This window comes from Corynebacterium pseudogenitalium (assembly GCF_024453815.1).
Lineage (GTDB): Bacteria > Actinomycetota > Actinomycetes > Mycobacteriales > Mycobacteriaceae > Corynebacterium > Corynebacterium pseudogenitalium.
The window spans coordinates 11,824-25,718 of the sequence record NZ_CP072934.1 but is presented as its reverse complement, the minus strand read 5'-3'; the positions used below and the strand labels follow the sequence as shown (position 1 = coordinate 25,718).

At 59.4% G+C, this 13,895-nt stretch carries 8 protein-coding genes and 2 tRNA genes; 5 read left to right on the top strand and 5 right to left on the bottom strand.

The genetic code is table 11. The features are described from left to right. Window positions 1–15: 15 nt before the first annotated feature. From KBP54_RS00100 to KBP54_RS00080, 5 genes are all read left to right on the top strand, one after another. A complete protein-coding gene (locus KBP54_RS00100; protein WP_256005849.1) occupies window positions 16–627 on the top strand; it encodes an ATP-binding cassette domain-containing protein in 612 nt (203 codons plus the stop codon). Then, on the top strand, window positions 624–2,717 hold the full coding sequence (locus KBP54_RS00095) for a YhgE/Pip family protein (RefSeq protein WP_256005847.1): 2,094 nt from the start codon (window positions 624–626) through the stop codon (window positions 2,715–2,717). Before KBP54_RS00100 ends, KBP54_RS00095 begins: the two co-directional genes overlap by 4 nt. 478 nt (window positions 2,718–3,195) lie before the next feature. Then, complete coding sequence (locus KBP54_RS00090; protein ID WP_256005845.1) at window positions 3,196–4,068, top strand: hypothetical protein; 873 nt, start codon at window positions 3,196–3,198, stop codon at window positions 4,066–4,068. A gap of 47 nt (window positions 4,069–4,115) precedes the next feature. Next, window positions 4,116–5,087, top strand: coding sequence for a DDE-type integrase/transposase/recombinase (locus KBP54_RS00085; protein ID WP_256005843.1), 972 nt, complete (start codon window positions 4,116–4,118; stop codon window positions 5,085–5,087). Window positions 5,088–5,281: 194 nt separating this feature from the next. Continuing rightward, window positions 5,282–5,701 carry a hypothetical protein gene (locus tag KBP54_RS00080; RefSeq protein ID WP_070363365.1) on the top strand — a complete coding sequence of 140 codons (420 nt, stop codon included), beginning with the start codon at window positions 5,282–5,284 and terminating at the stop codon, window positions 5,699–5,701. Between the two features lie 100 nt (window positions 5,702–5,801). Here KBP54_RS00080 and KBP54_RS00075 read toward each other — a convergent pair whose 3' ends face one another. The 5 genes from KBP54_RS00075 to gyrA form a co-directional block, all read right to left on the bottom strand. Beyond that, entirely contained in the window at window positions 5,802–10,331 is a 4,530-nt protein-coding gene (locus KBP54_RS00075) for a hypothetical protein (protein WP_256005841.1), read from the bottom strand. Between the two features lie 335 nt (window positions 10,332–10,666). Continuing rightward, window positions 10,667–10,739: transfer RNA gene (locus KBP54_RS00070), tRNA-Ala, on the bottom strand. Window positions 10,740–10,750: 11 nt separating this feature from the next. Then, window positions 10,751–10,824 (bottom strand) — tRNA-Ile (locus KBP54_RS00065). Between the two features lie 98 nt (window positions 10,825–10,922). Beyond that, entirely contained in the window at window positions 10,923–11,267 is a 345-nt protein-coding gene (locus KBP54_RS00060) for a DUF3566 domain-containing protein (RefSeq protein ID WP_070363368.1), read from the bottom strand. 3 nt (window positions 11,268–11,270) lie between these two features. Further along, window positions 11,271–13,835, bottom strand: coding sequence for a DNA gyrase subunit A (gene gyrA / locus KBP54_RS00055; RefSeq protein WP_256005839.1), 2,565 nt, complete (start codon window positions 13,833–13,835; stop codon window positions 11,271–11,273). Window positions 13,836–13,895: the final 60 nt, after the last annotated feature.

The following is a 13,895-nucleotide window of genomic DNA, read 5'->3' as shown; positions in this document are numbered from 1 at the left end:
CAAAGTAGGTGTTCAATGGACTGCATCCTACGAGCCGTCGACGTCGTCGTGCGCCCAGGGAACAACCCGGTCAACCTCGAGGTTGGCGAAGGGTTCACGCTGGTCACCTCGCCGCGCGAGTCCGGCGCGTCCACACTGAGTATGGCGCTCGCCGGCCGCTACGAACCACACAGCGGCACCATCGAGCTTTTCGACGAGCCCACCACCGCCCGCCAACGCTTCCCCGAGATCGCCCTGGCGGGCATCTCGCTCATCGACTCCGTCGAGCGCTCCGTGCCCACCAAGGAAATCATCCGGGAGCAAATCTCCTGGGAGCTGCCGTTCTTCCGGCGCATCCCGCGTGACCTGCTCGGCCACGAACTTGTCGAACCCTGGCTGGAACCCCTCCAATTCGACCTGGACGAGGACAAACTCAAGCTCGGCATCGGCGACCTCAGCATCGTCGACCGGATGCGGCTGCGTGTACTGCTCGCGCTCATCGCGCGACCAGACGCGCCGCTCATCATCGTCGACGACCCAGACCAGCTGCGTAACTTTGAACTACGCAAAGAATTCATCGACAACCTGCGCGACGTCGCAAAACTCAAACCAGTGCTGGTCAACAGCGTGAACAAGGAGGACCTATGATCGCAGGGCTGCACATCGGCAGCAACTTCCGAAAGTTCGGTCACGGCAAACTGCCGCCGCTCGCCATCATCGCCATCACGCTCATCCCGCTGCTCTTCGGCGGGCTGTTTGTCTGGTCCTACTACGACCCGCTGGGCAACCTGCACAAGATGCCCGTCGCCCTGGTCAACTCGGACGAGGGTGAGCACGGCCTGACCGTCGTGGAAGAGCTCATGGACGAGCAACCCATGGACTTCCGCCTGGTCAGCGCGGAGGAAGCCCAAAAGGGCGTCGCCGACGGCACCTATTACCTTGGCGTGGAGATCCCCAGCGACTTCTCCGAAGCCGCCGAATCCGTCAACTCCGACAACCCCCACCAGGCGAAACTCAACATCTCCCTTAATGAGACCAACGGGTTCATTCCCACCATGCTGGGCAACCAGGTGACCCTGATCATGAGCTCCGTCATCTCAGAGAGCGTGAGTAAAGAGGTGGTCAACCAGCTCTTCGTCGGCTTCAACACCATCCACGACGGCATGGTGAAAGCCGCCGACGGCGCGGGCAAACTCGATGACGGCGCGCACAAAGCCAAGGACGGCAGCGGCAAACTGAAGGACGGCGCCGGCAAGCTCAACGGCGGCGTCGGGGAGCTCGACAACGGCATCAAGAAGCTCGCCGACGGCGCGCAGCAACTCGACTCCGGCATCGGCGAACTCCAGCAGGGCGCTAACACCCTCAACGAGAAGCTCGGCGAAGCCTCCCAAGGCGCCAACAAGCTTGCCGACGGCCTCTCCGCCCTCCAAGACGGCACCAACCAGCTGGGCGCCGGAGCAGCCGCCATCGCCGGCGGCGTAGGCAAGCTGACCTCCATCACGGACCAGCTCAACGTGGCCCAGAACACCTTCAACAGCATCAACGCCACCCTGGACCAGGCCATCCGCCAACTCGACGCCACCCCAGTCCCCGGCGCGGCCGACCTGGCCAATCAGGCCCGCGGCCTGAAAGCTCAGCTCAACGGCGACCAGTTCGTCGCCATGAACCCGCAGATGATCAACGACCTGACCAGGCTGCGCAACGGCGCCCACGAACTGTCCACCCAGCTCAACGACCCCACCGCCAAGTACCGCTCCGGCATGGACCAAGCCGCCGCCGGTGCGCAGACGCTGGCGCAGGGCCTGCGGATGCTGCAGGACGGCTCCGGCACGCTCGTAGTGGGCGTCGGCAAGCTGAAGGACGGCTCCTCCCGCCTCGTCGTGGGAGCGAACTCCGCAGCCGAAGGCACCTCCAAACTCGCGGGTGGCTCCAACCAGCTCGTCGTCGGCCTCAACGACCTGAACGACGGCCTCGTCACCCTCAGCGACGGCACCGGCGAACTCAGCCTCAAACTCAACGAAGGCGCCGACAAAGCCCCGACGTGGGAAGGCGACCGCCTCGAGAAAGCCACCGAGGCCGCCGGCAACCCCGTCGTGCACAACAACACCGGCGACGAACTCACCTTCTTCGGCAAGGGCCTCTCCCCCTTCTTCCTGTCCCTCTCCCTGTGGATCGGCGGGCTGGTGCTCTACATGATCCTCGCGCCGTTCTCGCGCCGCGTCATCGACTCCGGCACCAACCCCTTCCGCATGGTCGCCCACACCCTGCTACCGGCCCTCATCGTCGGCTTCGTGCAGGCCGTGCTGCTGTGGCTCGTGCAGGTCGTCGCGATCGGCGTCGAGCCGAAGCACCCACTCGGCCTGTTCGGCGTGCTGTGGTTCGGCTCCTGGGTGTTCATGTCGCTGATCCTCGCCATCAACATGGTCTTCGGCCCCGCCACCGGCAGACTGGTCACCATGGCGCTCATGTCCCTCCAGCTGGTGGCATCCAACGGCCTCTACCCGCCCGAAGTGCAGCCAGGGTTCATCCAGTGGGTCCACGACTGGGACCCGATGCGCTTTACCGTGGATATGATCCGCGTCGCCTTCTTCGGCAACCACGCCGAAGACCCGCGCCTGCTGCGCGCCATCGTGGTCCTCACACTGCTCGCAGTGGCCGCGTGGTTGATCAGCGCGTGGGGCATGTGGAAGCGCCGCATCCTCAACGACAAGGACATCCACCCAGAGCTGGCGTTGTAGGGGGTGTGTGGGCGCTGGGGCCTGGTCCCTGGCACCACATTCCTATATGCGGGTTCGGCAACCTGGGGAAACGCTGCGGCGCCTTTTCGGGAGATTCGGGAATTTGGTGTCTGGGCAGGGGATGCGCGCACCAAATTCCTGGATTTTGGCAGCCGGGTTTGGAAAAGCCCAGGTCGATGGGGGTCGGGGAGGGAATGTGGTGTCCCATCGGGAGATGCCAGTGCCAAAAGACGCAATTCTTGTTGGGGGAAGGGGTAAAAACCCAGCTCGTGAAGAGAGAGTTGCGTGCTTTGGCACTGAGGTGAGGGGGAGTGCACCAAATTCCTCCTCGTGGAGTTGACGACCTGGGGAAACGTCGCGTCGCCTTTTCGAGATTCGGGAATGTGGTGTCGTGATGCTTGGCCTGCGCACCAAATTCCCTCACTGGCCCTAGGTGGCAGGCTGGTTGTGGGCCAGAACCTGAAGGAGGTCCACACCCATGTCCCCGCACGATATTCCCCCGCTGATACCAAACCCACCGGAGAAGGATTGGGCAGACTACAACACCAACCCCGACCCCGGCAGAACTCGTAAACGTCGGCGTGCAAGCCTGCCATCTGCACGCGATGTGCTGGCGTTGCCGACTGTCACCCTTGCACCCGGTGCCACGCTTTCCGATAGTGAGTTGGTCATGCCGGATGCTGTGGCAGTCGTGTTTATCCCCAACACCCCAGATCGCGGGATTATCACCTATAGCAATACTCAGAAACAGCAGATGGTCAGGATCTATCACCAACTGCCGTACGGGACGAAGCAGGTTTGGCTGGCCCGTCACGACATGGACGCATCACGAGTGATTCGGTGGATGAAGCGTTTTGATCTTGGCACGTTTACCCAGCAACAACGCGCCGCAGTCTATACCGGGGCAACTACCCCTGTACCGGTGGTGTTAGACGCTGAAGCAATCATCTCACTTGTCCACCAGTATGTGGCTGCCCCGCATGGGACAAAACAAGCCTTGTTGGATAAACACGGTATCTTGCAGTCAGCGATGCATGGCTGGATCGAGAAAGTCGCAAACGGCACGATTGCCCACTACACGCACACAAGAAAGGTAGAACCCATGAACACGCCCAAGGCCACCAACAACGACATGGTCACCATTACCCGCAAGGAGTACAACGCACTACAACGAGAAAACGCCAAGCTGCGCAAAGAAAACAAGCTGTGGAAGGACACCAGTGATGTGCTGGGAAAAGCTATAGCGTCTCTGCCAGAAAACACTGGCGGGGACTCAAACGCGGCGGGAAAATCCTCACAGGAGAACAAACGCAACGCTATGAGGCAGGCCTACAACAAGAAAACGAGCTAATCGAAGCCCTCGTTGGTATCGGTCACTCAATGAGGAAAGCTTGCAGCGTGTTAGGAGTGGCGCGTTCCAGGCGGTATTACCAGGACAATCCTCGCCCGAAGAAGCAAGATCCGATCCCGCATCACAAACGCAACATCAAACGCTTAACCGATGCGCAAGTCAACGACATTTTGGCCTTGTTGGATGCCAATCCGTATTCGAGTGTGGATGATGTCTTCTACCACGCATTGAACAATGGGTGCTATATCGCCAGCTTGCGTAGCTTCTACCGGGTTGCCAAAGCACACGGCAAACTCTTATCACAACGCCACGGCACAAGCAGAACACGCCCGCGGCGTGCACGCGGCAACAACCAGTCCCCACATGTTGAAGCACACCGGCCAGGTCAAGTGCTGTGCTGGGATATCACCTACCTTCCAGGCAAGTACACCAACCAGTACTACGCCTGCCATACCGCAATCGATCTCTATTCCCGTGCTGTTGTTGGCGCAGTCGTTGCCCACCACGAAGATTCCCGCGTGGCACGGCATATGTTTGAAGAAATCTTTGCCGCACACCCTGATGTTGACACGGTGCACTCCGATAACGGGGCAGCGATGACTAGTCGTAGCCTTGGCGAACTTTTTGATGCCCACCAGGTCAAACGGTCGTTCAGTAGGCCGTCGATCAGTAACGATAATCCGCATATGGAGTCGTTGTTTCACACGATGAAAGGTATGGCCTACTACCCGAGGGCTTTTGCCAGCATTAAGCACGCGGCGAGCTGGGTTGATGAGTTTACACACTTGTATAACCAACGGCCCCACAGAGGGATTAATGGCTACACACCGCAAAGCGTGCTTGACGGCACGTGGCAACAGATGGAAGCCACCCGGCGAGATGCCGTCGAGCAAGCACTTGCCGATGGGCTAATTACCGCGATACCGAAAACACCGATTGGGTTGCCTGAGAAAGTCACGATTATCCGCACAACGAGTAAGACGGCGCCGACGCCGCGTGCATTGATGATGCATTGTTAACCATGAATCTGGCCCACAACCACTTGACACAGAGCGGCGCGTTTAGTGACCTGGGAAAACACGTGTGCGACCTTCGGAAAATCACGAATTTGGTGCGCTCCCCCTTCTGCAGGTGACTTCTACGACTGGTAGACTCGCAACATTGTTGATGCGTCAACACGCATTGCGATCTACCAATAACGAAGGAGCACACTATGTCTACATCCGCAAAGCTTGCATCCGTTGCCCTGCGCGTCCCGACGGGGCTTTTCATTTTGAACTCTGCCCTGGGCAAGTTCGGCCTCAACCGCGAGGCCGCCGAGGGCCTCCAAGGCATGGCTGCCACGGGCATCCCTGCGCTTGGCAAGTTGGATCCGGAGCAGTTCGGCAAGGGTCTCGCTGTCTCTGAGGCAGCGGTGGCCGGCGCGCTGCTCGCCCCCTTTGTGAGCAACCGTCTCGCCGGTGCGGCCCTTGGCTCGTTTGGCGCTGGCATGTTGACGATGTACTTCAACAACGACGCCATGACCGAGGACGACGGCATCCGTCCTTCCCACGATGGCCTTTCCCTGGCGAAGGATTCGTGGCTGGTTTCGATGGGTGCGGCGCTGATGGCGTTGCCGAAGAAGCGGAAGTAGCCGATTCCCTTTACTGCAAGAGAAAACCCGGCCCGCGCACCGTGTGGTGTGCGGGCCGGGTTTTGTTATGCCCTGACCTCAGCCTGAGACGGAGTCAACGTTAGTTGTTCTCCGCTGGCTTGTCCTCGGCAGGCTTTGCTTCCTCGGTGCCCTGATCGTCCTTCTTGGAGGAACCGTCAATCAGGGTCTGGTTGCCGGTTGCCTTGCCCAGCTGGTAGGAGGACGTTGCTTCGTCCACACCACAGCTACGCAGGACAACGTCCATGATGATCAGGCCGGCGGTGATGGCACCGAGGGCGCCACCTGCGAGGCCGATCATCTGTGGGTTCGCTACCTGGAACGCACCCTGCAGGCCGGCTGCGCGCTCTGCGCGGTCGCGGTCGTAGATACCCAGGCCACGCTGGATGTCATCGTTAGCGCGCTTGATGGCTGCGTTGACCTCTGCGCGCAGGCTCTCGAGGCCCGGAATGCGGACCTGGGAGAGGATGCCCAGCGGGATCAACAGCAGCAGTGGCGACGCCATGCCGACCAGACCAGCGATGCACTTCGGGTCCTTGAAGTTCGCGTTCGAGGAACCCTTGGTTTCCTTCGTAACGGTGATATTTACCTCAACATCGACTGGAGCACCCTGAGCAGAGTTCGGGAAGATCGGCACGATGGTGAGGTTGCCATTCTTCTCCGGGGTGATGATCCACTTGCCGTCCTTGAACTCCTTCGTCGCCTTACCGCCGACAATGTCGAAGTCGACCTTGCTCAGGTCAAGCTTCACGCCAGAGTCAGGGTTGAGCTGGATGGTGATGACGCCGGTCTTCTCGTTCTTCTTAATGATGAAGAGCTTGTTCGGGTCGGCAATGTTTGCACCCTCGGAAGTGGACCAGCCCTTTGGCAGCACGGAGATGGTGTATCGAGTCACCAGGTCACCGTTTTTGTTCGTCTCCTCAACAACCACAGTCTGGTTGGCAGCCTCGTTCTTCAACGTGAACTTGGAGTTATCCTCGCTCTTGTCTTTGACAAGGTCGCCGCCCTTGACGATGGCAAAATTGTTGTCCTTGTCCTTCTTCTCGAGCTCCACCCTCTCGCCAACAATGGCGCCCTTCTGAACCTCATCGAACTTGCGGACCTTCGGTGCCGTGATGTTCAGCGTGTAACGGTTAACAACGTTGCCGTCTGGGTCAACCTCCTGCACGATGCCGGACTTGCCAGCCGAACCCTTCACAGGCTTTGCAACCCACTCAGAGATCTTGTTGCTCTTGCCGTCGACAGAACCGCTGTCCTGGACGTTCGTCGTGAAGTTCTCGGAACCACTGACCCACACCATGGTGTTCGGGTTGATCTGCAGCACGCGGAACTCGGACGATTCTGGGATCTCGAAGGTACGGTTGCTCTCGTTTTCGCCAGCACCAACGGTGAATTCGTAGTTCGCGTACACGCCACGATCGTCAGCCACCTGGAAGGTGAAGACCTTGCCGATTGCTGCCTCAAGCGGGACGAGCTTAAACTCGTTCGTCTCCTCGGAGTACTTGAAGTACTTCTTGAATTCGCTGGTGATGTCCTTACCGTCAGCAAGGGTGCCTTCAAGGACCTTGAAGACCTTGTCGTTCTCGTAGCGGGCCAGCTTCGCGGTGCTATCAGTCGTGATCGCACGCTTGAGCTTGGTGACCTTGTTCACGACACGACCAGGCTTGAAGTTGATGGTGTAACGCTCGAAGACGTAGCCATCCTTCGTGCGGTTCTCAACGACAACCGTGCCGTCCGCAAAGCGGTTCGGCTCCAGCTTCATGATGGAGCCGTCTTCAGGCTTCGACTTCAGCAGCTCCTCGCCCTTGATGAGCTTGAGGTCGGTGCCCTGAATCGTCAGGTCGTTGTCAGTGGTGAACTCGTGGTTCAGCTCCTGGACGTGACCCGGCTCGACATCAACAACCCACTCGGTGATGACAAGGTCAACGTACGGCTTGCCATTCTTGTCCTTCGGAGCCTTCTCGACAAGGACCTTCAACACGTCCGGTTCATCGTTCTCTGGATCGAGCAAGGTTTCGTCGAGGATGGTCGAACCCTTAGGAAGCTTCGGACCACCATCGAGACGCCAACGCATCGTCTCCTGGATCTTGACCTGGCCCTTCGTGCCCGGCTTGAAGCGGAAGCGCAAATCGGTAGTGTCACCGTTGTCGTTGGTCTTCGTATTCTTCTCATCCTTGACGACCAAGTCCTCACCCTCAGTGATGGTGAGGTTGTTGTTCGTGGCGTTGCCAGCGTTAATCGTCATGTAGGAACGATCAACCGCCTCACGCTGCAGCACGCGCTTCTCGAAAGTGTCCTGGTTGAGAGCCGGATTGATCTGGATGTTCCAGATGTTGCGCAGCTCACCCTTGTCATCGTTCACCTGAACGACGACCTGGCTGCCCTGAAGATTATTGGCCGCGGCGTCGGTCGGCTTCACAACCCACTGGCCGTCCTCTTCAACGACCGTTGCGTACTCTTCGCCGCTAACAATCTTGATGGTGTAGTTGTCGCGACGCTCGATCTCAACCTTGCCGTTGAGCTTTTCCTGTTTGTTGTAGTTGATCACAACGTCACGGATGTCCGGACCTGCATTCACGTCCTTCTTGACGATGAACGTGAAGTCGTAGGTACGGCCGTCCTTGTCAGTGAAGGTGACCTTTGCTTCGCCTTCAGCGCCCTCATTCGGAACGATCTTCCAGTTGTCGCCGTCCTCGACGATCTCCTTGATGACCTTGTTCTCGTCGGAGGTGATCTCAAACTTCGTACCGCCACGACGCTCAACGAAGCCTACGGAGGTGTTGAGGATCTCGCGGGTCACCTTGTAGGTGGAGTTGATGTTCTCAATAGTGATGATGTTTTGCTTCTCTTCACCATTCTTCGACGTGATCTTGACGATCACCTCACCGTGAACATCCTTGTCCTTCGGGGTGATGACGAGCTTGCCAGCACCATCGTCCTTCACGGTCGCGATGTCGCCACCCTCGAGAACCTCTACCTTGTCACCCTTGTCCAGCGTGATGATCTTGGTGCGATCAGAGCCACCCTGGTTGATGTTGTAGAAGTAGTTGTTCACGATCTTGTTGAGGTGCTCGACCTCACCAGTGCGATCGTTGATCTGCAGCTCGTAGATGTACTCGTTGCCGTTCTCATCGGTAACGACGATCTCAACAACACCGGATCCCTTGAAGTCATCCTTCGGCTTGATGATCAGGTTGTTGTCCTTATCGCGATCCACGATCACGAGGTCCTCGCCCTTCGTGATGCGCCAGGAGTAGCCCTGCTTCTTCAGATCGCCCATGTCAAGGATCTTCTTCTCGTCCTTGTGACGGATGTCGATCGTGTTGTGGATCTCGTAGACTTCCTTCTCGATCCGGGTGTAGTACTCCTTGATGATCTCCTGAACGTTGACGTTCGTGGAAGTCGTCGTGACCGTGGACTGCTCGGTCTTCGTCTCGGTGACGTCAGACGGGGTGACCTCAACCGTCGTTGGGACGGTCGTGTAGTGGGTCTCCGTCGTCGGGGTGACGTGCTCCTTGACCGTGGTCACGACTGGGCGCTCAGTAACGGTCGTCGTGTTGGTGACTGTCGAGCCTGGAACAACCGTCTCAACGATCGACGGCTCCGGCGTGATGGTCTTCGTGACCGTGACGTCCTTGCCGTTTTCACGCTTGGTCGTCGTCACCGTCGACGGCTCGTGAGTAACCGTAGTGGTCTTCGTCTCCGCCGGCTTCGTTACAGTCGTTACCTTCGTGGTCGGCGGGATTTGCTCCCAGCGGGTCTCGGTCGCCTCTGGGACTGTCACGACGGTGGTAACCGTGCTCTTCGGCAGCGTCACTGTCGTGTTCGTGTAGTGAGGCTCCTGCGGCTTTGGCTGCTTCGGCTTCTCCAGACCTGGCTGGTACGGCGTGATCAGACGCTGGGAAGTGTATTCACGCCTCCAGCTGAAATTCAGGTTGTAGTTGTTTGGCATCAAGACAACGATGTATTCGCCTTTGTTGTAGCTCTTGCGAACCTTTTCCATCGCTCCCTCGTTAACGACGAGGTAGTAGTTCGGCCCCGGGTTTGCCCTATCAACACGCTTGTAGCGAATCTCGAAACCGGTCAGCTCGGTGAACATCGCGTCACCCATCAGGTTCGGGCGAACCTCGTTGAGGTATGCAAGGTTGTTGGAAACCAACGCCTGCATGTACATCATCTTGCGCTTAACGCCCTCGATGTCGCCTTTCTCCTGGTCCTCGAGAACGGCCTTCATCAGGTTGATGGCGCCCTTCTCAACATCCGGGTTGATGCGGTTACCAACGCCGTAGCGGCCGGACTGGCCGGTCAGCTTACGGAAGGAGTAACCCTTCGGGTTGTTCCACGGGTTATCGACGCCCCAGTCGATGCACCAGCCCGGGCCGTACTGGGTAGCCAGCAGACCGAGAGCGTTCTGGCCCTTCGGGATCTTCTCTTTCCAGATCTGCTGGCCTTCAAAGACCTTCTGCAGCTCCTCCTGGGAGAGCTGATCGTACTGGCTTGTAACAGCAATGTCTGCGCTTGCGTTCGGCGCAGCAACGTGCACGGTGCTAACGGCCATGACGCCTGTAATCAGGCCGGCCATGATTCGCTTCTTAAGATGTGCGTTTTGCAACGGCTCAATCCTTAAAAATCGTAGGAGATATTCGAAGCAGCCTGAAGACCATCTGAACACGGATCCACAAACTGACAGACATTTATTCAATCACAAAAATCTCCCTGAAAGTAGTCCACTACGCCCCCACCACCACAAAAACACCACCACAACCCACAAAACCACACCCCACAACCCCCAAAAACCCCCTGACCAGCAGCTTCACAAAACCTGTCAAAGTATGCAACAAAAACGTGATCTATCACACTCAAAACACCACTGCCACCAAACAGGGGGGACACGTGTCAACGCATGAAAAAACCCTGGCCTCCGAATCGAAGACCAGGGTGAACCTGTGGAGCATAGGAGAATCGAACTCCTGACATCCTGCTTGCAAAGCAGGTGCTCTACCAACTGAGCTAATGCCCCTTTTGTTCCTGTGGGCCTAGCAAGAATCGAACTTGCGACCTCATCGTTATCAGCGATGCGCTCTAACCGACTGAGCTATAGGCCCTGGGAACGAGAAGTAAGATTACCTACCACTATAACCTTTGACAAATCGCCAGTACAAGCGGTGTTTTTATAGTTGTTATAGCGGTAGGTATCTCACGGCTATCGCGCCCTGTTGGACATCACCAGGGTGACGCCGCCGACCAGGTCCGCGATGGCGTTGTAGAGCAACGCCGTCAGCGGGGCCATCACCGCGACGAACACCACGCCGATGAGCCCGAAGAGGCCTGCCGCGGACATGACCAGGGTGGCGTCGATAACTTGGTCGCCGCCGACGCCACTGACCAGCGAGTTCAAGGAGTCAATGACCCCAGTCTGCGCGAGGCCGTAGTAGACGATGGCCGCGCCCAGCATCCACGCGACGAAGCCGACGAGGGCGAGGATCGTCGCCACCTTAAACACGGAGGCGACACCCACGCGCCGCACCACTATCTTGCGGGCGGCCATGGTTTACTCCCCATCCTTCGGCGACGCGGAGATGGACGAGGAGGTCTGCTCCTTGGCTTCCTCAATCGTCTTCTCGCCCTTGGCAACCGCGGTTGCCTCCTCTTCGCCCTGCTCCTCGACGTTCTTGTCGATGGCCAGCAGCTCAACGTCATCCGCGAGGTCGACGAGGCGGACGCCCATCGTGGCGCGGGAGGACGGACGGATCTGGTTGACCTCGGTGCGGATCACGCCGCCGGCGGAGGTGATGGCGAAGATCTGGTCTTCCTCATCGACCGCCAGGGCGCCGATCAGCTTGCCACGCTTCGGGGTGTACTTGAACGTCATCACGCCCATGCCGCCGCGGCCCTGGGTGTTGTACTCCTCAATCGCGGTGCGCTTGCCGTAGCCGCCAGCGGTAGCGACGAGCAGGAACTCGCCGTCCTGGACCACGGCCATTGCGAGCAGCTTGTCGTCGCCGCGGAAGCGCATGCCCTTCACGCCGGCGGTCGCGCGACCCATTGGGCGCAGCTGGTCGTCGTCAGCGGTGAAGCGGATGGCCTGTCCCTGCTCAGAGACGAGCAGCAGGTCGTCTTCCTCGCCTGCCAGCGCGGCGCCGATCAGGGCGTCGCCTTCGTTGAGGTTGATCGCGATGAGGCCCGCGGAACGCGCCGACTCGTAGTCGGTCAGGCGGGACTTCTTCACGCGGCCGTCGCGGGTGGCCAGGACCAGGTACGGGGCGTCCTCGTAGGACTGGATCTGGATGACCTGCGCGATGCGCTCCTCAGGCTGGAACTCCAGCAGGTTCGCCACATGCTGGCCGCGAGCGGTGCGGCCCGCCTCCGGCAGCTCGTAGGCCTTGAGGCGGTACACGCGGCCGAAGTTGGTGAAGAACAAGATCCAGTCGTGGGTGGAGCAGATGAAGAAGTGCTTCACCACGTCGTCCTGCTTCAGTTCCGCCCCGCGGACACCCTTGCCGCCGCGCTTCTGCGACTTGTACGCATCCACCTTCGTGCGCTTCGCGTATCCGGTGGAGGTGATGGTAACCACGACGTTCTCGCGCGCGATGAGGTCTTCCTCGGTCACATCGCCGGTCGCGGCCACGATCTGGGTGCGGCGCTCGTCGCCATACTTTTCGACGATCTCACGCAACTCGTTGCCAACGATCTCCCGCTGGCGCTCCGGACGGGCCAAGATGTCCTTGTAGTCGGCAATCTTGCGCTCGATCTCGGCCAGGTCGTCGACGATCTTCTGGCGCTCCAGCGCTGCCAGGCGGCGCAGCTGCATTGCCAGGATTTCGTTGGCCTGGATCTCGTCGACGTCGAGAAGCTTGATCAGGCCCTGGCGGGCGTCGTCAACCGTTGGCGAGCGACGGATCAGGGCGATGACCTCGTCCAACGCGTCGAGGGCCTTGACCAGGCCGCGCAGGATGTGGGCGCGCTTCTCGGCCTCATCCAGGCGGAACTTGGTGCGGCGAACGATGACGTCGATCTGGTGCTTGACGTAGTAGCGCAGCATCTGGTCGAGGCGCAGCGTGCGCGGCACGCCGTCGACGATGGAGAGCATGTTCGCGGAGAAGTTCGTCTCCAGCTGCGAGTGCTTGTACAGGTTATTGAGCACCACCCGAGGAACCGCGTCGCGCTTCAGCGTGACCACGATGCGCATGCCCACGCGGTCGGAGGACTCGTCCTCAATCTTGGAGATGCCCACCATCTTGCCCGCGGTAACCTGCTCCGCGATGTTGTGGATGAAGTTATCCGGGTTGACCTGGTACGGCAGCTCCGTAATCGTGATGACCTGGCGGTTGCCGATCTCCTCGATCTCGGTCACACCACGCATGCGGATCGAACCGCGGCCCGTGGTGTAGGCATCCTTGATGCCCTGATCGCCGACGATGAGGCCGGCCGTCGGAAAGTCCGGGCCCTTCACTCGCTCCATTACCGCGTCGAGCGCCGCCTGCTCATCCGCGTCATAGTTGTCGAGCATCCAGTAGATGGCCTCCGCCAGCTCGTTCAAGTTGTGCGGCGGGATGTTGGTGGCCATACCGACGGCGATACCGTTCGAGCCGTTCATCAGCAGGTTCGGCACACGCGATGGCAGCACGTCCGGCTCGCGGGTCTTGCCGTCGTAGTTCGGGGAGAACTCCACGGCGTCCTCGCGGATGTCGCGGACCATCTCCATCGCCAGCGGCGTCATCTTGCACTCGGTGTAACGCATGGCCGCTGGGCCGTCATTACCAGGGGAACCGAAGTTACCCTGGCCGTCCACCAGCGGGTAGCGCATCGCCCACGGCTGGGCCATGCGCACCAGCGTGTCATAAATCGCGCTGTCGCCGTGCGGGTGGAAGTTACCCATCGTGTCGGCGACAGGCTTGGCACTCTTCACGTACGAGCGCTCGGGGCGGTAGCCGTGGTCGTACATCGCGTAAATGATGCGGCGGTGCACCGGCTTCATGCCATCGCGGACATCCGGGAGCGCACGGCCGACGATCACGCTCATCGCGTAATCGATGTAGCTCGTCTGCATCTCCTCATTGATGTCAATGGGCTGGATGGCGTCGGAGCCGCCGCCACCTAGAGTGTCATCACTCATTGCTCACCTTTCGTCAAACATTAGTTCCTACCGATTCTAGCGCCTTGTGCACCGAATCAC